Annotated in this window: 17 protein-coding genes and 1 pseudogene; 15 read left to right on the forward strand and 3 right to left on the reverse strand. The window is 67.2% G+C overall.

Annotation, left to right across the window (positions count from 1 at the left end):
- Positions 1-89: 89 nt before the first annotated feature.
- Both L5014_RS21200 and L5014_RS21205 read right to left on the reverse strand, forming a co-directional pair.
- Positions 90-401 (reverse strand): high-potential iron-sulfur protein, encoded by a 312-nt coding sequence (locus L5014_RS21200; RefSeq protein WP_238465706.1) that lies wholly within the window; start codon positions 399-401, stop codon positions 90-92.
- 220 nt (positions 402-621) lie between these two features.
- The gene (locus L5014_RS21205) at positions 622-1,728 is read right to left on the reverse strand and encodes an NAD(P)/FAD-dependent oxidoreductase (protein WP_238465707.1); all 1,107 of its coding nucleotides are present in this window, start codon (positions 1,726-1,728) and stop codon (positions 622-624) included.
- A 1,214-nt stretch (positions 1,729-2,942) separates the two neighbouring features.
- Between L5014_RS21205 and L5014_RS21210 the strand changes: the two are divergent.
- The 15 genes and pseudogenes from L5014_RS21210 to L5014_RS21280 all read left to right on the forward strand — a co-directional run.
- Positions 2,943-3,371: pseudogene (locus L5014_RS21210) on the forward strand (hypothetical protein); the annotation flags it as partial.
- Positions 3,372-3,483: 112 nt separating this feature from the next.
- Positions 3,484-4,287 carry an endonuclease/exonuclease/phosphatase family protein gene (locus L5014_RS21215; protein WP_238465708.1) on the forward strand — a complete coding sequence of 268 codons (804 nt, stop codon included), beginning with the start codon at positions 3,484-3,486 and terminating at the stop codon, positions 4,285-4,287.
- Positions 4,288-4,413: 126 nt separating this feature from the next.
- Positions 4,414-5,112 carry a LysE family translocator gene (locus tag L5014_RS21220; protein WP_238465709.1) on the forward strand — a complete coding sequence of 233 codons (699 nt, stop codon included), beginning with the start codon at positions 4,414-4,416 and terminating at the stop codon, positions 5,110-5,112.
- A 698-nt stretch (positions 5,113-5,810) separates the two neighbouring features.
- The gene (locus L5014_RS21225; protein WP_238465710.1) at positions 5,811-6,581 is read left to right on the forward strand and encodes a ferredoxin--NADP reductase; all 771 of its coding nucleotides are present in this window, start codon (positions 5,811-5,813) and stop codon (positions 6,579-6,581) included.
- Between the two features lie 465 nt (positions 6,582-7,046).
- Entirely contained in the window at positions 7,047-8,045 is a 999-nt protein-coding gene (locus L5014_RS21230) for a sensor histidine kinase (protein WP_238465711.1), read from the forward strand.
- Positions 8,042-8,698: a response regulator transcription factor RqpR gene (rqpR, locus tag L5014_RS21235; RefSeq protein ID WP_238465712.1), complete on the forward strand. Its 657-nt coding sequence runs from the start codon at positions 8,042-8,044 to the stop codon at positions 8,696-8,698. The genes L5014_RS21230 and rqpR overlap by 4 nt, the downstream gene beginning before the upstream one ends.
- 453 nt (positions 8,699-9,151) lie before the next feature.
- Positions 9,152-10,558 carry a branched-chain amino acid transporter BcaP gene (locus tag L5014_RS21240; protein ID WP_238465713.1) on the forward strand — a complete coding sequence of 469 codons (1,407 nt, stop codon included), beginning with the start codon at positions 9,152-9,154 and terminating at the stop codon, positions 10,556-10,558.
- 483 nt (positions 10,559-11,041) lie between these two features.
- Complete coding sequence (locus tag L5014_RS21245) at positions 11,042-11,584, forward strand: (2Fe-2S)-binding protein (RefSeq protein ID WP_238465714.1); 543 nt, start codon at positions 11,042-11,044, stop codon at positions 11,582-11,584.
- A 13-nt stretch (positions 11,585-11,597) separates the two neighbouring features.
- Positions 11,598-14,003, forward strand: coding sequence for a xanthine dehydrogenase family protein molybdopterin-binding subunit (locus L5014_RS21250; protein ID WP_238465715.1), 2,406 nt, complete (start codon positions 11,598-11,600; stop codon positions 14,001-14,003).
- A 13-nt stretch (positions 14,004-14,016) separates the two neighbouring features.
- A complete protein-coding gene (locus L5014_RS21255) occupies positions 14,017-14,832 on the forward strand; it encodes an FAD binding domain-containing protein (protein ID WP_238465716.1) in 816 nt (271 codons plus the stop codon).
- 130 nt (positions 14,833-14,962) lie between these two features.
- The gene (locus L5014_RS21260) at positions 14,963-15,850 is read left to right on the forward strand and encodes an AAA family ATPase (RefSeq protein ID WP_238465717.1); all 888 of its coding nucleotides are present in this window, start codon (positions 14,963-14,965) and stop codon (positions 15,848-15,850) included.
- A 5-nt stretch (positions 15,851-15,855) separates the two neighbouring features.
- A complete protein-coding gene (locus L5014_RS21265) occupies positions 15,856-17,154 on the forward strand; it encodes a vWA domain-containing protein (protein ID WP_238465718.1) in 1,299 nt (432 codons plus the stop codon).
- A gap of 18 nt (positions 17,155-17,172) precedes the next feature.
- The gene (locus L5014_RS21270) at positions 17,173-17,739 is read left to right on the forward strand and encodes an SRPBCC family protein (RefSeq protein ID WP_238465719.1); all 567 of its coding nucleotides are present in this window, start codon (positions 17,173-17,175) and stop codon (positions 17,737-17,739) included.
- Positions 17,712-18,734: an XdhC family protein gene (locus L5014_RS21275; protein ID WP_238465720.1), complete on the forward strand. Its 1,023-nt coding sequence runs from the start codon at positions 17,712-17,714 to the stop codon at positions 18,732-18,734. The genes L5014_RS21270 and L5014_RS21275 overlap by 28 nt, the downstream gene beginning before the upstream one ends.
- A gap of 213 nt (positions 18,735-18,947) precedes the next feature.
- Positions 18,948-20,927, forward strand: a complete 1,980-nt coding sequence (locus L5014_RS21280; protein ID WP_420800111.1) for a DUF3857 domain-containing transglutaminase family protein — start codon at positions 18,948-18,950, stop codon at positions 20,925-20,927.
- A gap of 68 nt (positions 20,928-20,995) precedes the next feature.
- Here the strand turns inward: L5014_RS21280 and L5014_RS21285 are convergent, their stop codons facing one another.
- Positions 20,996-22,033, reverse strand: a complete 1,038-nt coding sequence (locus tag L5014_RS21285; protein WP_238465721.1) for a serine/threonine protein kinase — start codon at positions 22,031-22,033, stop codon at positions 20,996-20,998.
- Between the last annotated feature and the right edge of the window lie 21 nt (positions 22,034-22,054).

Here is a 22,054-nt window from a genome sequence, read left to right on the forward strand (position 1 = left end):
TGGCGAAGCCGGTGCGCGCGCATCGATGCGGCGCGCGCCCGGCTTCGAGCCCGTCTGCCGCTGACGGCCCGGGCTCTTGCTCAGGCGCGTCAGGCCTTCTTGTTGTAGGCGCTGCACCAGCCCTTGCCCGAGACCTGCTTGCCGGGGAACATCGGGCATGCGGCGTAGGCGTCGGTGGCCTTGCCTTGATAGAACGTGCAGTTGCTGCAATCCTGGCCAGCGGCGTACTTCGCGAACTTGGCCTTGTCGACCTTGGTTGCGTCGGCCTTGTAGCCGAGTGCCTGGGCGGTGGGTTCGGATTCGCCGACCTTCGGCGCATCGGCGAAAGCCTGGCGCGACAGCGCGACGCTTGCGGCAACGCCAACACTCGAGATCAGAAAGCTGCGGCGGGACGATTTCATGAGCAGTACTCCAATATTGTGGGCACACCGTTCTGCCGACGGCGTGGCGAGAAGAATAACAACGAAGCCGCCACGCGTGCATCAGGAATTCCGGAGATAAGCGATTCGCATCTTGTAAACGATGGGGCACGCCCCGGGGCGCCGCCAGCCGGGCGGCGCCTCGCGCAGAGAGCGGGCAAGAGGTGTGGCGATTGAAGCGCTGGCAAAAAAATTCTGCGCGTCAGGCGAGCCCGGCCACCTCGCACACGCGCTGCGCGATGGCGAGCGAAGCCGTGAGCCCCGGCGACTCGATACCGAACAGATTCACGAGCCCACGCACGCCGTGCGCCGCGCCGCCCTGGATCACGAAGTCGGCGGCAGGCTCGCCCGGGCCCGAGAGCTTGGGCCGGATGCCCGCATAGGCGGGTTGCAGCGCATCGTCGGGCAAGCCTGGCCAGTAGCTGCGGATCTGCGCATAGAAGGCTTCGGCGCGACGCGGATCGACATCGTAGTCGATCGAATCGATCCACTCGACATCGGGACCGAAACGCGCCTGCCCGCCGAGATCCAGCGTGAGATGCACGCCGAGCCCAGCCTCGTTCGGCATCGGATAGATGAGGCGCGAAAACGGCACGCGCCCCGAGACGCTGAAGTAATTGCCGCGCGCGAGGTAAAGGGGCGGGATGTGGCGCGGATCGAGCCCGCGGATGCGCTTCGCGATCCGGGTCGCGTGCAGCCCCGCGCTGTTGATGAGGCAGGCCGCGCGGATTTCGGTGGGCGCGTCGCCGCCCGTCTTGATCACGAAGCCGTTCGTGCTTGCGTCGACCGACTCGACCGGCGACTTGAGCGCGATCACGGCGCCCTCGCGCTCGGCGTCGCCTTGCAGGGCCAGCATCAACTGATGGCTGTCGACAATGCCGGTTTGCGGCGAGTACACCGCCGCCACGCATTCGAGCGCCGGCTCGAGCGCTAGCGCCTCCGTCTTGTTGACGCGCGTGAGATCGAATACGCCGTTTTCCTTGCCACGCGCGAGAATCGCTTCGAGTTGCGCGACCTGGGCCGGCGTCGTGGCCACGAGCAGCTTGCCGCAGCGCGCATGCGCGACGTTGCGCGCCGCACAGTACTCGTACAGCATCTCGCGTCCGCGCACGCACAGGGTCGCCTTGAGCGAGCCGCGCGGGTAATAGAGCCCCGCGTGAATCACCTCGCTGTTGCGCGAACTGGTGCTGGTGCCGATGGCATCGGCGGCCTCCAGCACGATCACTTCGCGTCCGCGCGCCGCCAGCGCGCGCGCCACGGCGAGGCCCACTACGCCCGCGCCAATCACCACACATTCGATCTGATCCATGTCGCTCGCGTCCGCATCCGGCGAATAAGGCAGCGGCGCCTCCCTGACGCCGCCATAAGAAAAATTGTAGACCCCGCGCAGGGCGGATTCGTATCGAATACGTACCGGATATGCGCGTAAATCCACCCATTGCGCACGCGCGCTGAATTGGGCAAGCGCCGGGGCAAGCTCGGACTATCGATGGGGGCCTCGATGGGTGGCACCCATTACAGATCGATCATCGTTGCAGATAAAATAACAATCCCTTCGGAAATAGACCTCGAAATACTCCGTTGTTGCCCCTATATTACAAATAGTCACACACTAACCCGTTGAAGCATCGTTGCGTCGTCTTCATTTGAATCGATGCTTGCGGTCCGGTGTTTGCGAACCCGGTATAGGATCGAAGGTCATAAGGAACCCGCCCCGCCGTTGCGAGCCCGCACAACCGACTCGCAAGGCACGCGAGCATGGAGCCTGCCCATATGACGTTGTTGAAGAACTGCCTCGCCGCAACCCTGTTCGCCGCTGCTGCCGCGTTCGCGACCGCGAACGCGAACGCGCAGACACAGACGCAGGGCGTGGTGCAGCCCGCGAATTCGGCCTCGCAACCGGTGGTACACGCCGTTCCGGCCCCGTCCGCGGAGCCCGCCCAACAGCCGGCGGCGAAGCCGGCCCCGCAGTCCGCACCGCAGGCAGCGCCGCAAGCAGCACCGCAGGCAGCACCTCAGCCAGCCCCGAAGGCAACCCCGGCTCCAGCGCCCAAGGCAGCACCGCAGGCAGCCCCAACCCCAGCGCCCAAGGCAGCATCGAAGCCTGCCCCGCACCCCGTTCACAAGAACCCTCATAAGCCCGTTCACAAGCCGACTTATGAGCCAGCTTATGAACCCGCTCCGCACGAGAACGTGCAACCCGCGCAACCTGTCACGCAGCCGGGAGCGGCGCCGCAACCCCCGATACTGCCGGCCCCCGCACCGCAACCCGCACCGCAACCCGCCGTGCAGCCCACGCCAACGCAGGCACCAACGCCGGCACCCGCACCGACGCCCGCGCCCGCCGCGCAGCCGGCACCCACACCGCAGCCCTACGCGCAGCCAGCGCCGCGCCCCGCGGTGCCGCCACCGCCCGCACCACCGCCGGCGCCAGCACCGCGACCCTATGCGCAGCCAGCACCCGTACCCGCCCCACCGCCAGTACCGGGTGCCGCGCCGCAGCCCTACGCGCAACCCGGCGTGCAACCCGTGGTCAACTGGACGCTGCAGGTGATCCGCGACGGCCAGCTGATCGACTCGTTCAACGGCACGACCACGGTCGGCCAGGCGCGCACCGATACCCATCACAATGTGGTCTCGCACCGGGTCGGCTGCAAGGACCAGCCCGCGGGCAGCATCGACCTGCAGCGCACCATCACGGTCTCGCCGTTGCGGGCGAATCCGACCGAATCGATCCTCTCGATCGACGCCCACGAGACGTTCGAAGACGACGTCGCGCGGCAAAGCCCGTCAGGCTGCAAGCTGCCGCCTCAGCCGCGTCAGGTGAACGCCGACCATCCGGGGCTCGTGGTGCCCGCCGGTCAATGGGTCAGCTGGCCGATCATCGACAAGAACCCCTCGCTTGCGTACCGGGTGCGCGCAAGCCTCGCGCCGCCGTCCCAGCAGCCCTGAAGCGCTGAAGCGCTGAAGCGCCGCCAGGAAGCATCGGTTCTAAACTGAGCTGAACCGAAGCGCGATCTGCCATCCGAACGAAACTGTCGTAAGAACTCGTTGTAACAAGCGCATGCGAAACCTCGAACAACCCCTCATCGACGCGGTGCCGGCCAACACCCGGGACTTCGTCGCGGTGAGCTGGAACCTGCACAAGGGCCGCTCACCGCTTGGCTTCCAGGCCTGGCAGGCGATGCGGCGCTGGGTGCAGTCCACCCACGCCGACGCCTGGTTCCTTCAGGAGGCGATGGCGCGGCGTCTGCCGCAGCCGATCCTCTCCTCGACCTTCGGTGCCGAGCTCGGCGACCCGCTCGCGGATGTCTGGCACTGCCAGGCCACCGAAATCGCCGACGCGCTCGAGCTGCAAATCGCGCTCGGGCCGAACGTGTTCAAGCCTTCGTGGCGGCACGGTAACGCCATCCTTTCGCCGCATCCGCTCGACCTGGGCGGCCGCTGGGACATCTCGGCGCACCGCTTCGAACGGCGCGGCCTGCTCGTCGCGCGCGCGAGCGTGGCGGGCCAGTCGGTCACGCTGCTGTGCGCGCACCTCGCGCTCACGCGCAGCGCGCGCCTGCGGCAGATGCACTGGATCGCGCACTGGATCGCCAAGGAAGCGCCGCAAGGGCCACTCGTGCTCGCGGGCGACTTCAACGACTGGCGCAACGACTCGGTGCCGCTCTTCGCGGAGCACGGCCTGCAAGAAGTCGCGACGCTGCTCGGCGAACCGGCGCGCACGTTTCCGGCGTTCTCGCCCGCCCTTGCGCTCGACAAAATGTTCGTGCGCGGCCTGCAACCGGTCGAGCTGATCCAGCCCGCGCAAGAGACGGCCTGGCTCTCCGATCACCTGCCGTACATGGCGCGACTGCGGCTCGAATGACGCGGCGGGGCGTGCCTCATCCCGCGGCGCCGCAACCGCCAGCAATCCCCCACGAATGGCAGACGCAATCGCGCTAATATGTCGCGTTGCGCGCCCTTGGGGTGCGCCCTTCCCGCCGGGCTTCGCATGCACCTCTTCGCCACGCTGCTCCAGATCGCCATCGTTTATTTGTTCGCGCTCGTCAGCCCGGGCCCGAACTTCTTCATGGTGACGCAGCTTTCGCTCGCGGGACGGCGCGGCCTCGGCATCGCCTCGGCGTTTGGCGTGGGCACGGGCTCCACGCTCTGGGCCGCGCTCGCCATGCTGGGCTTCGCGGCGGTGCTCCAACATATCGAGTGGCTCTATCACGGCGTGCGCGTCGCCGGCGCGCTCTATCTGCTCTGGTTCGGCATCAAGCTGCTGCGCTCGGGCGCGCGCCGCGACGCAAAGGCGGCCGATGCCGTCGATGCCGCCAACACGGCCGATACCGCCAACGCAACCCGCTCCACCGGAAACGCAGCCGTTACCCCGCTGCCGCCGCCCGACCGGCGCGCCTGGCTGCGCACGTGGCGTGCGGGGTTTCTCACCTGCCTCACGAACCCGAAGTCCTGCGTGTTCTGGACCAGCGTGTTCGCGGCGATCTTTCCTGCTCATCCGCCACTGTGGTTCTACGGCGCGGCGCTCGCGCTCGTGGCGACGATGTCGTTCGGCTATCACTCGAGCCTCGCGCTCCTGTTCGCCGACCATCGCACGCAACGCGGCTACAAGCGGCTGCGCCGCCCCATCGACGCGTTCTGCGGCGCGGCGCTGATCGGTCTCGCCGCAAAGCTCGCCGCCGATCGCTGATCCCGGCGCGCCGACCTCTCGCGCAAACGCAGCAAGCGCAGCAAACGCGCCAAGACGGCAAGCCCTGCCCAGGTGCGACTATATGGCGCAGATCCGACGCCGTCGCACGCCGAATCTGCCCCCGCCAGCAGGGTCTCTGCTGCGGCCCGACAGACCTTCCGGTATCATTCGCACAAAGATTCGAGCGGCATGCGTCGTGTTCGAGCGCGTGCCGCCCGCGGCAAGCGCGCATGCCCCCACGGGCCAAACCCGCCCGTCCGAAGGGCTGCCGGACTCCCAGGTTCGCGCCCTCGCGCCGCATCCCGCCGAAGCCCGCTTTGTCGCATCATGGCCCGCACACGTGGGCCATGCAGGCGCCAGGCACGGCACCTCGCGACACCTCGCGCAAGCAGGTCGACCACTCCCGTTAGACGCGGCACAGCCCACGAGGCACGCTCGCGGTAAAATAACGGACTGCGCCTCGTTCGCAATGGGACGGCTGGCAAGCTGGCGAAAAGCGGGGCACAAAGCAGGAATACAAGCGGGAACAGAAGCGGAAGCAACGTGGGTCGCAAAGCGGGAACGCAAAGCGCACGCATGGGCAACCGCCCAGGAAAGCGCACGCCGCGCATCGTCAAACCGAGTCCGTCATGCCCTGTCATGCGCGGCCGGAAGGAACGCCCCCGTCCGGCGGACCTTGTTTCGCATCATCAGGAACCATGAGCAAACACACCGAAGAAACCGTTCTGAGCGTCCACCACTGGACCGACACGCTTTTCAGCTTCACCTGCACGCGCGACCAGGCCCTGCGTTTCGACAACGGCCAGTTCACCATGGTCGGCCTCGAAGTCGAAGGCAAACCGCTGATGCGCGCGTACTCGCTCGCGAGCGCGAACTATGAAGAGCATCTCGAGTTTCTGAGCATCAAGGTGCCGGACGGCCCGCTCACGTCGCGCCTGCAGCACCTGAAGGTCGGCGACAAGGTTCTGATCGGCAAGAAGCCCGTCGGCACGCTGGTAGCCGACAACCTGCTGCCCGGCAAGGTCCTGTGGCTGCTTTCGACCGGCACGGGCCTCGCGCCGTTCATGTCGATCATCAAGGACCCGGACATTTACGACCGTTACGAGAAGATCGTGCTCACGCACACCTGCCGTTTCGTCGACGAACTCGCGTACAAGGAATTCATCACCGAAGAACTGCGCGAGCACGAGTACCTCGGCGAGATCGTGCGCGAGAAGCTGGTCTATTACCCGACCGTGACGCGCGAGGTGTTCGATAACCGTGGCCGCATCACCGAACTGATCGACACCGGCAAGCTGTTCGCCGACCTCGACCTGCCCGGGTTCACGCCCGAGCGCGACCGCATCATGCTGTGCGGCAGCACGCACATGCTGCGCGACACCGTCGCCCTGCTCGAAAAGGCCGGCCTCACGGAAGGCAGCAACAACCAGCCGGGCCACTACGTCGTGGAAAAGGCGTTTGTGGGCTAAAAGCCCGCGCCGTCGGCCGGAACCACCGGCCCGCTCGACAAAAACCGGAGCCTCGCGCTCCGGTTTTTTTTGTTTACCGCTTGCCACGCAATCGCAGCACGTCAAGAAACCGCGCGCAACGCGGTGCCAGCGGTTACATTTTTCGCAGAATTCGCGTAGTGTCCGTGTCAGTGTTTTTCCTACAAAACGAGCGCCGGCCAACTTCACACTGTTTCTGAGCTTTCGTCGCTAAGTATTGTCCTGACTGAAGTTTCACAATTTTTCAGCTATTATCGCGACCGCAATATCGGTCTGTCGGAACGCGTAACCGGGTCAAGTCCAGGTTGTTACCGAATGTAAATTTCGTTACGCTGCGCCGTGCTGTGGATAACGCAAAGGGCGTCGTCGCGCGGGAATGCTCCATCGCGCAAGCAAGAACAGAAAAGGACCGCTTTCTGAACGGGCAATAACGGGGGATGGATGGACATGTCGAATCGCGCCGCGCTTGACGCGAGCGTGCCTCGCGCCGATGCGCCAGGCACGCGTGCCGCCTACGCGGCGCGCGGCCTGCCCCTCCTCGCCAGTACCGAAGGCGCACGCGTGGCGCACGACGCCATCGCGCGCGTGCAGGAGCGGATTGCCGCATCCGGCGCGGCGCGCGTCCGCGCCGACGAGGCCGCGCGCCACCGGCTCGCGCAAGAACTGCACGACAGCGTCGGCGCCGAACTGGCGGCCACGCGTTTCGCACTCGCGAACATCCACACCTGGCTGCCCGCCGATGCGCCGCCTCAATGCGCCGAGGCGCTCGCGCTCGCCATGCGCTCGCTGGACTGCGCCGCCAACGCCGTGCGTCATGTGCTCGACGGGCTGCACGCGCCCGAGCTGGATGCGGGCCTCGTCGCCGCGCTCGCCAGTTGGACGCGCGGCTTCGCCTCGCGCACCGGGCTTGCCGCACGCTTCATCGCCTGCTCGCAGGCCACGCCCCACATCAACGGATTCGCCCGCGACGACGAAGCGCGACTCGCGCGTCTGCCCGCCGAGGCCGCGCTCGCGGTGTTCCGCGTCGCGCAGGAAGCGCTCACCAACGTCGCCCGCCACGCCCAGGCCACGCAGGTCGAGGTGCGGCTGACCTGCACGCCGAGCGAGCTGATCGTGAGCGTGATCGACGACGGCGTGGGCCTCTCGCGCGAAGCCGCACGGCGCGCCAGGCGGCAGTGCGGGCAAGCCGCGCCGAACGGCCAGGGCGGCCAGGGCGGCCAAGGCGGCGCTAATGGCCGCAGCGCCTACGGCATCGCCGGGATGCGCGAGCGCTGCGCCGCCTTCGGTGGCACGCTGCGCACTGCAAGTAACGCAGCACCCCGCCGCGCAGCCGCCGATCCAGCCCGGCCCGGCACGACCGTCGAAGCGCGCTTCCGTTGGGAGACGCTGCTTTCGCGCCCATCTGCCGGACTGACGCCGAACCCCGTGCAAGGCGCACGCTCATGACCCTGCGCATCCTGCTCGTCGACGATCACGCCGTGGTGCGCCAGGGCGTGCGCCAGTTGCTGATCGATCGCGGGGTCGCGAGCGAAGTGATCGAAGCGCAAAGCGGCGCCGAAGCGCTCGCCGCCATCGCGAAGCACGCCTGCGACGTGGCGCTGCTCGACATCTCGCTGCCCGACATGAACGGCATCGAAGTGCTCAAGCGCGCGAAGAAAAAGGCGCCGCGCGTGCCGGTGCTGATGTTCTCCATGTATCGCGAAGACCAGTACGCCGTGCGCGCGTTGAAGGCGGGCGCGGCGGGCTATCTCTCGAAGACGGTGGACGCCGCGCAGATGATCGTGGCGATCCAGCAGGTCGCGAGCGGCCGTAAATACGTGAGCCCGGCAATGGCCGAAGCGCTCGCCGACTACGTGCTCGTCGACGGCGAGCAACTGCCGCACGAAAAGCTCTCCGACCGCGAATACCAGACGCTCTGCATGCTCGCTTCGGGCAAGCGCCTCACCGACATCGCGCGCACGCTCTCGCTTTCGGTAAAGACGGTGAGCGTCTATCGCACGAGGCTGCTGGAAAAGATGAAGCTCACCAACAACGCCGAGCTCACCTTCTACGTGATGAGCAACCGGCTCGTCGATCTCTCGCCCGCGCCGGGGCTCTGAGCCCGCGCACGCCGCACGGGCTCGGGCGGGAAGCAAGCGGGAAGCAAGCGGGACGCACCTGGCCGACCGCCCAGGTCGCGCCCGGCCAGGCCGTATTCGCAACCCACGACTGGCCTGCCCTATGCGCGGCGCAAAGAATGTGTCACGAAGACGCCTTCTCGCCATAAGCCGTTGATCTGGAAATGAGTTCCGCCTTTTCGGCCAGGTTCGTGCAAAGAATGCACGCGCTTGCGCCGCTTTGCGGCGGAATCAACCGCCGCCCCGCACCGGATCGGGTTCGCGCCCGACCCTGCTCGACCGGCTGGCTGGCCCCAATCCGCTAAAATTGCGGGTTTCCCTGCCGTACGGCATAAAAACACGAATTGTCACGAGCGGCACAAGCGGCACGAGCGCGCGTTTGCGTCCCTCGCGTTTGCGTTGCTGCCCTGCGTTTTATCTGGAGTTCCCCGCCCAATGTCCCTCTTTCGCAAGAAGAACGTCGAACACATGCTGCAGGCGAGCGCCAAAGGCGCCGGTCTGAAGAAGACTCTCGGCGCACTGGACCTCACCTTTCTCGGCGTCGGTGCAATCATCGGCACCGGCATTTTCGTGCTGACCGGCACCGGCGCCGTGCAGGCCGGCCCCGCGCTGATGCTTTCGTTCATCATCGCCGCCGTGGCCTGCTGCTTCGCGGCGCTCGCCTACGCCGAGTTCGCCTCGACCATTCCCGTGGCCGGCTCGATCTACACCTACTCGTATGCCACGCTCGGCGAGCTGGTCGCCTGGATCATCGGCTGGGACCTGATGCTCGAATACGGGCTCGCGACCTCGGCGGTCTCGGTGGGCTGGTCGGGCTATCTGCAGTCGCTGCTCTCGGGCTTCGGCGTCTCGCTGCCGGTGGTCCTCACCGCCGCGCCCGGCGCCGTGCCCGGTTCGTTCACGCTCTTCAACCTGCCCGCCTTCCTCGTGATGATGGTCATCACGGCGCTGCTCTCCATTGGCGTGCGCGAGTCCACCCGCATCAACAACGTCATGGTCGCGATCAAGGTCACGGTCGTGCTGCTGGTGATCGCCGTGGGCGCCTTCCACGTGACGCCCGCGAACTGGCATCCGTTCATGCCGCATGGCTGGGACGGCGTGTTCGGCGCCGCCGCCGTGATGTTCTTCGCGTTCATCGGCTTCGACTCGGTGTCCTCGGCAGCCGAAGAGGTCAAGGATCCGAAGCGCGACCTGCCCGTGGGCATCATCGCGTCGCTGATCGTGTGCGCGGTGCTGTACGTGGCTGTCGCGGCGGTCGTCACGGGCATCGTGCCCTGGCAGCAGTTCGCCGGCATCGCCCACCCCGTTTCGTACGCATTGCAAGTGGCCGGCCAGAAGTGGGTCGCCGGTTTCATCGACCTTGGCGCCGTGCTTGGCATGCTCACCGTGATTCTCGTGATGAGCTATGGCCAGACCCGCATCATCTTCGCCATGTCGCGCGACGGCCTCTTGCCCGCGAAGCTCTCGAAGGTGCATCCGCGCTACGCCACGCCGTTCTTCACCACGTGGCTCGTCGGCATCTTCTTCGGCCTGATCGGCGCGCTCGTGCCGCTGAATGTGCTGGCCGAGCTCATCAACATCGGCACGCTCGCGGCGTTCTCGATGGTCTCCATCGCCGTGCTCGTATTGCGCCGCACGCACCCCGACCTGCCGCGCGCGTTCCGCTGCCCCGGCGTGCCGGTCGTGCCGATCCTCGCGGTGGCCTCGTGCCTGTTCCTCATGCTCAATCTCGCGTGGATCACGTGGGTCGCGTTCGTGGTGTGGCTGGTGATCGGTCTTGCGATCTACTTCCTCTACTCGCGCCGCCATTCGCGCCTCGCGCATCATCCACACGACCACTGAAGCGCCCGTACGGCGCGCTCACCCGCGCGCTGTGCCATGCTTTGTGGCGCATTGTCTCGCTGCGCTTTTCGCTGCACTGCAACGGCCCGCACCGGTCTCCGGCGCGGGCCGTTTTGCATCGTGCGCCACAGTTAAAAGACGGCTGAAAAACGGTAAAAGCCCGCGCAGCGCGAATCGGCAAAGTGTGCTTTACTGTCCCGGCATCGTTATCGCAGCACCTCGCACTATCCAGGCGTCACCAGGCACCACCAGGCATCACTGAACAGCAAAGCACCAGCCGGACCCTCGTCCCCGTTTCCGTCCAGCCTGCCCGCCATCGCGCGCGGCAGACGCATCGTGCCCGTTGCGCGATGCATTCTGGGCGAAAGACAGCAGGCGGCACCAGCGGGGCAACAGGTGAATGCGGGCCCAGGCCGGTCCCTACCATCACTTTGCATGGGACCAGAGCACGACGCTCGAACTCTGGTCGAGAGGAGACAGTCAATGGCGATCAGTCTCAGCCTGACGGTCAACGGCAAGCCCGTGACCGCCGAAGTCGAACCCCACACGCTACTAGTCCAGTTCCTGCGCGAGCAGCTACGCCTCACCGGCACGCATGTCGGCTGCGACACCGCTCAATGCGGCGCATGCACCGTCCACCTCAACGGCCGCGCGATCAAGTCGTGCAACCAGCTCGCCGTGCAGTGCGAGGGCATGGACGTGACCACGATCGAAGGGCTCGCCGCCGCGAGTGGAAACAACAGCGCAAACAACAGCGGCAACGGCACGCTCCACCCCATGCAGGCGGCCTTCCGCGAATGCCATGGCCTGCAGTGCGGCTTCTGCACTCCGGGCATGGTGATGAGCGCCATCGCGCTCGCCACCGAAAAGCCGGGTCTCACCGAAGCCGACGTGCGCGCGGGTCTCGACGGCAATCTGTGCCGCTGCACGGGCTATCACAACATCGTGAAGGCCGTGCTCGAGGGCGCCGAAGGCATGCGCGCCGGCGCGGCTGCACCGGCCACGTCGGCCGCATCGGCAACGTAAGGGAGCAAACACCATGAATGCACCCGACTCCCAAACGCCCCGCATGATCGGCGCCTCGGTCAAGCGCAAGGAAGACTATCGCTTCCTCACCGGCGCGGGCCAGTACACCGACGATGTCGTGCTGCCCGCACAGACCTGGGCCGTGTTCGTGCGCTCGCCGCATGCGCACGCGCGCATCAAGAGCGTCGATACCAGCGCGGCCAAGGCTGCACCCGGCGTAGTGGCCGTTTTCACCGGCGCGGACCTCGCCGCCGATAACGTGGGCGGCCTGCCATGCGGCTGGCTCATCCACAGCATCGACGGCACGCCCATGCACGAGCCGCCGCATCCCGTGATCGCGCACGAGAAGGCGCGCCACGTGGGCGACCAGGTTGCGCTCGTGATCGCCGAATCGATGCAGGCCGCGAAGGACGCCGCCGAGCAGGTTGAAGTCGACTACGAGGAGCTGCCCGCCAGCGTCGATACCGCGCATGCGGCCGACGCGGGCCAGCCGCTCGTGCACGACGGCGTGCCGAACAACACCTGCTACACGTGGGGCCACGGCGACAAGGCCGCCACCGACGCCGCCTTCGCCCAGGCCGCGCACGTCACGACGCTCGACATCGTGAACAACCGGCTCATCCCGAACGCGATCGAGCCGCGCGCCGTGAACGCGAGCTACCGCCGCCACGACGACGCCTACACGGTCTACGTGGCGAACCAGAACCCGCACGTCGAGCGCCTCCTGATGGCCGCGTTCGTGCTCGGGCTGCCGGAGACGAAGCTGCGCATCGTCGCACCCGACGTGGGCGGCGGCTTCGGCTCGAAGATCTTTCTGTATGCCGAGGACGTGGCGCTCACCTGGGCCGCGAAGAAAATCGGCCGCCCGGTGAAGTGGACCGCCGAGCGCAGCGAGTCGTTCGTCTCCGACGCCCATGGCCGCGACCATGTGACGAAGGCCGAGCTCGCGCTCGACAAGAACGGCAAGTTCCTCGCCATGCGCGTGCACACCACGGCGAACATGGGCGCGTATCTCTCGACCTTCGCCTCCAGCGTGCCCACCATCCTCTACGCGACGTTGCTCGCGGGCCAGTACACCACGCCCGCGATCTACGCCGAGGTGAAGGCCGTGTTCACGAACACGGTGCCCGTGGACGCCTATCGCGGCGCGGGCCGCCCCGAGGCGACCTACGTGGTCGAGCGTCTGGTGGAAACCGCCGCGCGCGAGATGAACCTCGATCCGGCCGAAATCCGCCGCCGCAACTTCATCACGAGCTTCCCTTACGCCACGCCCGTGGGCCTCACCTACGACATCGGCGACTACGAGGCCTGCCTGTCTCGCGCGCTCGAACTCGCCGACGTGAATGGCTATCCGGCGCGGCGCGACGCATCGAAGGCGAACGGCAAGCTGCGCGGCCTCGGCCACTCGTGCTACATCGAGGCGTGCGGTCTCGCGCCGTCGAATATCGCAGGGGCGTTGGGCGCGCGCGCGGGCCTCTTCGAAGCGGGCGAGATCCGCGTGAATCCCACGGGATCGGTCACGGTCTTCACGGGCTCGCACAGCCACGGCCAGGGCCACGAGACGACCTTTGCGCAGGTGGTGTCCGAGCGTCTGGGCGTGCCCATCGAGCAAATCGACATCGTGCACGGCGACACCGCGCGCATTCCGTTCGGCATGGGCACCTACGGCTCGCGCTCGATCGCGGTGGGCGGCTCGGCCATCATGAAGGCGCTCGACAAGATCGAAGCCAAGGCGAAGAAGATCGCCGCGCACATGCTCGAAGCGGGCGTGGAGGACATCGAATTCTCCGATGGCGTGTTCCGTGTCGCGGGCACCGACCGTACCAAGGCCTTCGCCGAAATCGCGCTCTCGGCCTATGTGCCGCACAACTATCCGCTCGAAACGCTCGAACCGGGCCTCGACGAAAGCGCGTTCTACGATCCCACCAACTTCACCTATCCGTCGGGCGCGTACCTCTGCGAAGTGGAAGTCGATCCCGAGACGGGCGAGACGCGCATCGAGCGCTTCACGGCCGTGGACGACTTCGGCAACGTCATCAATCCGATGATTGTCGAAGGCCAGGTGCATGGCGGGCTCGGCCAGGGGATCGGCCAGGCGCTGCTCGAGCGCTGCGTCTACGACAACGAGAGCGGCCAGTTGCTCTCGGGCTCGTATATGGACTACGCGATGCCGCATGCGTCCGATGTGCCCTCGTTCACGGTGGAGACCGCCAAGGGCACGCCATGCACGCACAATCCGCTCGGCGTGAAGGGCTGCGGCGAGGCAGGCGCAATCGGCTCGCCACCGGCCGTCATCAATGCGATTCTCGACGCGCTGGGCCCCCTCGGCGTGAAGGATCTGCAGATGCCGGCCACGCCGCATCGCGTGTGGGAGGCGATCCAGGCCGCCCAATCCACGCAGTCATCACAACAACCTTGAGCGGAGGCGCACCATGTATGCATTCGACTACCAGCGCGCCAGCGACGCGCAAGGCGCGGTGAAGACCCTCAATGCCGACCCCGACGCCAAATTCCTCGCGGGCGGCCAGAGCCTGCTCGCGGCGATGAAGCTGCGCCTCGCGCAGCCTTCGACGCTCGTGGACGTCACGCGCATTCCCGCGCTCAAGACCGTGGAGGTGGACGGCAAGGTGGTGAAGATCGGCGCGGCGGTTTGCCATGCCGATGTCGCCGCGAACGCGCAGATCCAGGCCACGCTGCCGGCTCTGGCGCTTCTGGCCGCGGGCATCGGCGATCGCCAGGTGCGCGCGCTCGGCACGCTGGGCGGGTCGCTCGCCAACGACGACCCCGCCGCCGACTACCCCGCCGCCGTGCTCGGCCTGAACGCCACGGTCGTGACGGACCGCCGCCGGATTGCCGCCGACGACTTCTTCCTCGGCATGTACGAGACCGCGCTCGAACCCGACGAGTTGATCGTCGCGGTCGAGTTTCCGGTGCCGCAGCGCGCCGCCTATGAGAAGTTCAACAACCCGGCTTCGCATTTCGCGTTGACGGGCGTGTTCATCGCGCAATTCGCGGATGGGTCGGCGGGCGCTCCCGATGTGCGCGTGGCCATCACGGGCGCGGCGTCTTCGGTATTCCGCGCGAGCGGGCTCGAGGATGCGCTCAAGGCGAGCTTCACGCCTGCGGCGGCGCGCGCGGTAAGCATCGCGCCGGACGAGCTCAACACGGATCTGCACGCGAGCGCGGCGTACCGCGCGCATCTGATCCCGATACTCGCGGCGCGAGCAGTGACTAAGGCGCTCGGCTAGACGCGGCCTCTACGGCCGCCCGCGCGTGGCGTGGCGCGAGCGGGCGGCCCATGCGCTTTTTGTCTGCGCTTTTTGTCTGCGCTTTTTCATCGCTTTTGCCCGCACCTCTTGCCCCACTTTCAGGCCCGCCATGCTCCCCGCCACGATCGACCACACGCTTTCGCAGCTCGAAGCGCACGGCTATTTCGCGAGCCGCGAGCTAGCCACAGCGCTCTTTCTCGCGCTCAAGATGGAGCGTCCGCTCTTTCTCGAAGGCGAGCCGGGCGTAGGCAAGACCGAACTCGCGAAAGCGGCGGCCGCGCTCGCCGGCACGACGCTCCTGCGCCTGCAATGCTACGAGGGGCTCGATACGGCCAGCGCGCTCTACGAATGGGACTATCCGCGCCAGATCATGGCGCTGCGCCTGGCCGAAGCATCGGGCGAAAAGCCACGCGGCGACACGCTCTATCGCGACGAATTCCTCCTCAAGCGTCCGCTGCTCCAGGCGCTGCAGCCCGACCCGCATCATCCCGGCGCGCGCCGCGTGCTGCTGATCGACGAGATCGACCGTGCCGACGAGCCGTTCGAAGCCTTCCTGCTCGAGCTTCTTTCGGACTTCCAGGTGTCGATTCCCGAATACGGCACGGTGCGCGCGAGCGTGCCGCCGCTCGTCGTCATCACCTCGAACCGCACACGCGAGGTCCATGACGCGCTCAAGCGGCGCTGCCTCTATCAGTGGCTCGACTACCCCGAGCGCGCGCGCGAGCTGGCCATCGTCGCGGCGCGCGCGCCCGAGACCGGCGCCGAGCTGCAACGCCGCGCCGTGGCGTTCGTGCATCAATTGCGCTCGATGGATCTGTTCAAGGCGCCCGGCATTGCCGAGACGATCGACTGGTGCCGGGCCCTCGCGGCGCTTTCGGTGACCGAACTCGACCCGCAGTCGGTGCAGGACACCCTCGGCGTGCTGCTCAAGTATCAGGACGATCTCGCGCAGCTCGACACGCAGCGGATCGTCGAGACGCTCGCGCTCGCGGAGTGACGCCGATGCCGCACGCGCCGCACCGCTCGCACGAGAGACAGAAAGCGCAGCCGGCAATGTTCGCGCGCAACGTGGTGCATTTCGTGCGCGTGCTGCGCGGCGCGGGCTTGCCGATGTCGAGCGCGCGCGCCGTGGATGCGCTCGAAGCGCTGAGCTTCATCGACCTCACGCGCCGCGACGACGTGCGCGCCGCGCTGGCCGCCTTGCTCACCGCCGCGCCCGATGAGCGCGAACTCTTCAACGCCGCGTTCGAGCTGTTCTGGCGCGATCCCGACTGGGAGGGCAAGCTGCGCGCGCTGCTGCTGCCGAAGGTGCAAGGCGCCCTGCCGCCGCCGCGCCGCAACAATCGCCTCGCCGATGCACTAGCAGCACGTCAGGCGTCACGCACAGGCACGCACGCGCCGCCGGCTCATGAAGAGCACGAACTGCGCGCGCAAGCGAGCTTCAGCGCCGAAGAGCGCCTGCGCCATCGCGACTTCGACACGCTTTCCGCCGACGAGTGGCGCGCGCTGCGCCACCTGATCCGCGCGCGGCGCCTGCCGCTCGCGACCGAGCGCACGCGGCGCCTCAAGGCGTCGTCGCACGGCACGCATGCCGATTTGCGCGCGAGCGCACGTCACGCCGTGCGCGCGGGCGGCGACTGGACCGTCTGGAAGTACCGCGCGTGCCTCGAGCGCAAGGTGCCGCTCGTGCTGCTGCTCGACATCTCCGGGTCGATGAGCAGCTATTCGCGCGCCGTGCTCTACTTCTGCCACGCGCTGCTGCAATCGCGCGAGCGCCTGCAGGTGTTCCTGTTCGGCACGCGCCTCACGCACGCCACGCGCGCGCTGCGCGAACGCGACCCCGACGTCGCGCTTGCCCAGCTCAGCGCGCAGGTGGCGGACTGGTCGGGCGGCACGCGCATCGGCGAGACGCTCGCGCAGTTCAACCGGCGCTGGGCGCGCCGCGTGCTGGGCGGTCGTGCCACGGTGCTGATGGTCACCGACGGCCTCGATCACGACCCGGGCGGCGCGCTCGCCGAGGAAATGGCGCGCCTGCACCGCTTCGCGCATCGTGTGGTGTGGCTCAATCCGCTGCTGCGCTATCGCGGTTTCGAACCGAAGGCGCGCGGCGTGCAGGCGATGTTGCCGCATGTGGACGCGCACTATCCGGTTCACAACCTGGAGAGCCTGGAAGCGTTCGGCCGCAGCCTGCAAGACGCATCGCCCGGCCGTTCGCGCCCGCAACCGTCGACACAATCGTCGAAACAAGCGCCAACGCAAGCGCCGACACATTTCGCGACACATTCAGCAAGACCCACCTGAGAGAGAAGGAGCGAGACAATGGAGCTGACCGAAAGCCACACGCTGCCGGTGCCGCAGCAGCGCGCGTGGGAAGCCCTCAACGACACGGCGATACTCAAGGTGTGCATTCCGGGCTGCGAGAGCATCGATGCCGATGGCGAGAACGCGTATGCTGTCGCCCTTACCGCTGCTGTCGGGCCTGTGAAGGCGCGTTTCAAGGGCCGCATGCAGCTCGCCGATATCGACGCGCCGCGCAGCTACACGATCCAGTTCGAGGGCCAGGGCGGCGCGGCGGGCTTCGGCAAGGGCGATGCGCGCGTGACGCTCGAACCCGCCGGCGAGGACGCCACCACGCTCAGCTATACCGCGAGCGCGCAGGTAGGCGGCAAGCTCGCGCAGATCGGCTCGCGTCTCGTCGACGGCGCGGCGCGCAAGATCGCCGCCGAGTTCTTCAAGCGCTTCACCGAGCAGCTAGCCGGCGACGCCGGGCAGGAAGCCGCGGCGCAAGACCTATCCGCAACACAAGCCGCCGACGCCGAAGGTGCCGACGGCGATGAACCGCAAAAGAGGAAACGATCATGGACAGCGTGGATCTCGAAGTCCTGAAATCCAGCGTACGCTGGCTCGAAGAAGGCCACCGCGCCCTGCTGGTGACGGTGGTGAAGACGTGGGGCTCGTCGCCGCGCCCCGAGGGCGCGATGCTCGTCGTGCGCGACGACGGCCTCGTGGTGGGCTCGGTCTCGGGCGGCTGCATCGAAGACGACCTGATCGACCGCGTGCGCCGCGAAGGCATCGGCATCGTCAAGCCCGAGGCCGTGAAGTACGGCATCACGGCCGAAGAGGCGCACCGCTTCGGACTGCCCTGCGGCGGCACCATCCAGCTCGTGCTGGAGCCGCTCACCGAAACATCCGGCATCGGCGCGCTGCTCGAAGCCGTGGAGCGCGGCGAGCTGGTCGCGCGCACGCTCGACATCGCCAGCGGCAAGGCCACGCTGAACCACGCGAGCGTCACCGACGGCCTGGACTTCGACGGTACGCGCCTGCTCACGATCCACGGCCCGCGTTACCGCATGCTCGTGATCGGCGCCGGGCAGCTCTCGCGCTACCTGTGCCAGATCGCCGTGGGGCTCGACTATCAGGTGACGGTGTGCGACCCGCGCGAGGAATACACCGACACGTGGGACGTGCCCGGCACCGCGCTCGTGCGCACCATGCCCGACGACACCGTGCTCGACATGAAGCTCGACGAGCGCTGTGCCGTGATCGCGCTCACGCACGATCCCAAGCTCGACGACCTCGCGCTCATGGAGGCGCTCAAAACACGCGCGTTCTACGTGGGCGCGCTAGGCTCGCGGCGCAACAACGCGGCGCGGCGCGAGCGCCTGAAGGAGTTCGATTTGAGCGACGCCGAGCTCGCGCGGCTGCATGGGCCCGTGGGCATCTATATCGGCAGCCGCACGCCGCCGGAGATCGCCGTGTCGATCCTCGCCGAAGTCACGGCCGCGAAAAACGGCGTTTCCCTGCCCACCATCCTCCAGGTCGAAGGCGCCAAGGCCGCGCGCGAACAGGCCGCGAGCGTCGGGTCGAGCTGCGACGTCTGACGCCAGGGCCTGGTCACATTCATAGCGGGCTTGCGAACGTGCGTTGCCCAGTCACACAAGGGCAATCCGCAGGGCAATCCGCGCGGCAATCCGCGCCGCTATGAGCGGCCCCCGCTTGACAAGAAAACAGGGCGACTTTTAAGTGAGGGTATCGCGCCGAATTCCCTGCGAGAACCGTCCCCATAACCGCCGCGCCGCTCACGGAACGCCGCCATGCGCCACGCCCTCGCTCTTTGCATCGCAGTCCTCGGCCCGGCCTTCGGCGCGAATGCGACCGGAATGCCCGCGCCCATCGAGACTACTGCGCCCACGGTCGGCAACGCCGCCGACCAGGCGCCCTACACCAACGAGGCCGAGACGCAAACGTTCACCGTCAACGCCGACGGCTCCTATACCAAGCTCGATACGCTCACGCTGCGCATCAACACCGAAGCGGGCATTGCGCGCGCGGGCCAGTATTACGTGTGGTTCAACCGCGGCATGGCGCACGTCGATATCCTGGAGGCCTGGACCGAGGACGCCCAGGGCCAGCGCCACAACGTGCGACCCGAGCAGATTCGCGATGTACAGGAAGTACGCTCCTTCGATGCCCCGATGTTCCAGGACGTGCAGGACAAGGTCATCGTGTTCCCGGCCGTCGAGCCCGGCGCGCGCCTGCATCTCACGTGGCGCAAGACCCAGCGCGTGCCGCTCGTGCCCGGCTGGTTCAGCGACTTCACGCCGCCCGACATGGCGCCCACGCACAATTTCCGCGTGATCTACGACCTGCCCGCGAAGGTGCCGCTCTACGCCGACGCGCGCGGCTTCACCGCGCTCGATCCAGTCACGGCGAACGGCCGCACGCGCCATGAATACCGCTACGACAAGGCGAATTTCGCACGCCTCGAATATGGTTCGGTTTCCTACGTAAGCTATGGCGACCGTCTGATGGTCTCCACCTTCCCCGATTACGCGGCATTCGCGAAGGTCTACCGCGAAGCCGCCGTCGACCCGAGCGCGCGCAACGCGGCCGTCGTGCGCCTGGCGCAAACGCTCACCGCGCACGATGCCACCCCGCGCGCGAAAGCACAAACGCTCTACGACTGGGTACGCCGCAATATCCGCTACGTGGCGGTCAATGTCGGGCGCGGCGAGATCGTGCCGCATCGCACGACCGAGGTGCTCGCGAACCGCTACGGCGACTGCAAGGACCACGTCGCGCTCTATGGCGCGCTGCTCGACGCCGTGGGCGTGCGCAACGTGCCCGCGCTCGTGAACAGCGGCACGGTCTACACGCTGCCTTCGGTGCCGGGCTTCGGTGTGATCAATCATGTCATCACCTGGCTGCCCGACTTGCAGCTCTTCGCGGACTCCACCGCGAACAACGTCGAATTCGGCTATCTGCCCTCGACGGACATGAACCGCGAGACCGTGCTCGCCGGCGACGGCACGCTCATGCGCACGCCCGCCACCGAAATGACCGCGCGCGAGAGCGATCTGGACATCACCGTCGCGCCCGATGGCTCGGCGCGCTTCATCTATCGTTTGCAGTCCGAAGGCTGGGCCGCGGAGCAGACGCGCAGCGTGCTGCGTCTGCAAACGCCCGCGCAGCGCGAGGAATCGCTGCAATGGGAACTGCGCAACGCGAACCTGCGCGGCAACGCCGTGCTCGCGTCCAGCCCGCTCGACGCCACGTCGGGGCCGCTCGTGGTGACGCTCACGGGCACGCTGGACGGCTTCGTCGACCCGCAAATGACCACGCCCGTGCCTACGCTCACGAGCCTCGTGGGCGGGATCGACGCGAATCTGCGCTACTGGCTGGGCGAGCCGCGCCGCACGCAGCCGTTCGTGTGCCGCAACGTGGTCGTGACCGAGCGCACACGCATCGCGTTGCCGCCGGGGCTGCGCGTGCTCGACATGCCCTCGCCGCAACACGCCGCGACCACGCTGATCGACTACCGCTCGCAGTACACGCTCGATACGAACGCCAACGTGCTGCGCGTGATGCGCACGGGCCGCACGCATTTTTCGAGCGACGTTTGCAGTCCCGCCGATTTCACGCAGATGCGCCCCACCTTCGAGACGATGGCGCGCGACCTGCGCGCGCCGCTGATCGTCAAGCCCATCGCGAAACCGGCGATGGACGCGACGGAGCAAACGGGCAATCCCCACGACATCGAGGAACCGCAGGCGCTTGCGCCGCGTATGCAGTAACGGCGGCGCGCGACACGCAAACCGTGCGGCGCGCGCAATGCATCCGGCTCAAACAGACTCAAACAGACTCAAACGGGCCAGAGCGGCCCTTCCTGCATCGCGCCGATCTGCTCGCGCAGTTCGAGAATGCGCTCTTCCCAGTAGCGCTGGGTGTTGAACCATGGGAACGCCGCCGGGAATGCCGGATCGCTCCAGCGCCGCGCGAGCCAGGCCGAGTAGTGAATGAGCCGCAGCGTGCGCAGCGCCTCGGTCAGATGCAGTTCGCGCGGGTCGAATTCGCAGAAGTCTTCATAACCCGCGAGCAGATCGGCAAGCGCGCGCGAGGCGTCCGCGCGGTCGCCGGGCAGCAGCAGCCACAAATCCTGGATAGCGGGACCCATGCGGCTATCGTCGAAGTCGACGAAGTGCGGACCCGCGTCGGTCCAGAGCACGTTGCTCGGGTGGCAATCGCCATGCAAACGCAGCTTGCGCACGTCGCCGGCGCGCTCGAAGGCCGCCTCCACGCCTTGCAGCGCGAGCGCGACGACCGCTTCCCACGCTTCGCGCACGTCGGCGGGCACGAAGCCGTGTTCGAGCAGCCAGCTGCGCGGCTCGTAGCCATAGCTCTCGATGTCGATCGAAGGACGCGCGCGATACGGCTCGGTCGCGCCCACCGCGTGAATGCGGCCAATGAAGCGGCCGATCCATTCGAGCGTCTCGCTGCGGTCGAGGTCGGGCGCGCGACCGCCGCGCCGCTCGAATAGCGCGAAGCGATAACCCTCATGCTCGTGCAGCGTGCGGCCTTCGAATTCGAGTGCGGGCACGACGGGAATCTCGCGCGCGGCGAGTTCGGCCATGAACGCGTGCTCTTCGAGAATGGCCTCGTTGGTCCAGCGCTCGGGACGATAGAACTTCGCGACGAGCGGCGCCTCGTCCTCCACGCCGATCTGGTAGACGCGATTCTCGTAGCTGTTGAGCGCCAGCATGCGGCCGTCGGTGCGACGGCCCGCGGGCATCAGAATGCCATCGACGGCATCGAGCACGCACTCGGGCGTGAGGCGGGCGTAAGGCGCGGCCTGGCTCGTGCCGGACGGATCGCCCGATGCAAATGTGGTTGGATCGTTCATCCTCGCATTGTGCATCGTGCG

The organism is Paraburkholderia tagetis (assembly GCF_022213065.1).
Classification (GTDB): domain Bacteria; phylum Pseudomonadota; class Gammaproteobacteria; order Burkholderiales; family Burkholderiaceae; genus Paraburkholderia; species Paraburkholderia tagetis.

What these genes read in the sequence shown, in the direction of transcription:
- L5014_RS21200 (WP_238465706.1), bottom strand. Translation starts at nt 401, where the DNA reads ATGAAATCGTCCCGCCGCAGCTTTCTGATCTCGAGTGTTGGCGTTGCC.
- L5014_RS21205 (WP_238465707.1), bottom strand. Translation starts at nt 1,728, where the DNA reads ATGGATCAGATCGAATGTGTGGTGATTGGCGCGGGCGTAGTGGGCCTC.
- L5014_RS21215 (WP_238465708.1), top strand. Translation starts at nt 3,484, where the DNA reads ATGCGAAACCTCGAACAACCCCTCATCGACGCGGTGCCGGCCAACACC.
- L5014_RS21220 (WP_238465709.1), top strand. Translation starts at nt 4,414, where the DNA reads ATGCACCTCTTCGCCACGCTGCTCCAGATCGCCATCGTTTATTTGTTC.
- L5014_RS21225 (WP_238465710.1), top strand. Translation starts at nt 5,811, where the DNA reads ATGAGCAAACACACCGAAGAAACCGTTCTGAGCGTCCACCACTGGACC.
- L5014_RS21230 (WP_238465711.1), top strand. Translation starts at nt 7,047, where the DNA reads ATGTCGAATCGCGCCGCGCTTGACGCGAGCGTGCCTCGCGCCGATGCG.
- rqpR (WP_238465712.1), top strand. Translation starts at nt 8,042, where the DNA reads ATGACCCTGCGCATCCTGCTCGTCGACGATCACGCCGTGGTGCGCCAG.
- L5014_RS21240 (WP_238465713.1), top strand. Translation starts at nt 9,152, where the DNA reads ATGTCCCTCTTTCGCAAGAAGAACGTCGAACACATGCTGCAGGCGAGC.
- L5014_RS21245 (WP_238465714.1), top strand. Translation starts at nt 11,042, where the DNA reads ATGGCGATCAGTCTCAGCCTGACGGTCAACGGCAAGCCCGTGACCGCC.
- L5014_RS21250 (WP_238465715.1), top strand. Translation starts at nt 11,598, where the DNA reads ATGAATGCACCCGACTCCCAAACGCCCCGCATGATCGGCGCCTCGGTC.
- L5014_RS21255 (WP_238465716.1), top strand. Translation starts at nt 14,017, where the DNA reads ATGTATGCATTCGACTACCAGCGCGCCAGCGACGCGCAAGGCGCGGTG.
- L5014_RS21260 (WP_238465717.1), top strand. Translation starts at nt 14,963, where the DNA reads ATGCTCCCCGCCACGATCGACCACACGCTTTCGCAGCTCGAAGCGCAC.
- L5014_RS21265 (WP_238465718.1), top strand. Translation starts at nt 15,856, where the DNA reads ATGCCGCACGCGCCGCACCGCTCGCACGAGAGACAGAAAGCGCAGCCG.
- L5014_RS21270 (WP_238465719.1), top strand. Translation starts at nt 17,173, where the DNA reads ATGGAGCTGACCGAAAGCCACACGCTGCCGGTGCCGCAGCAGCGCGCG.
- L5014_RS21275 (WP_238465720.1), top strand. Translation starts at nt 17,712, where the DNA reads ATGGACAGCGTGGATCTCGAAGTCCTGAAATCCAGCGTACGCTGGCTC.
- L5014_RS21280 (WP_420800111.1), top strand. Translation starts at nt 18,948, where the DNA reads ATGCGCCACGCCCTCGCTCTTTGCATCGCAGTCCTCGGCCCGGCCTTC.
- L5014_RS21285 (WP_238465721.1), bottom strand. Translation starts at nt 22,033, where the DNA reads ATGAACGATCCAACCACATTTGCATCGGGCGATCCGTCCGGCACGAGC.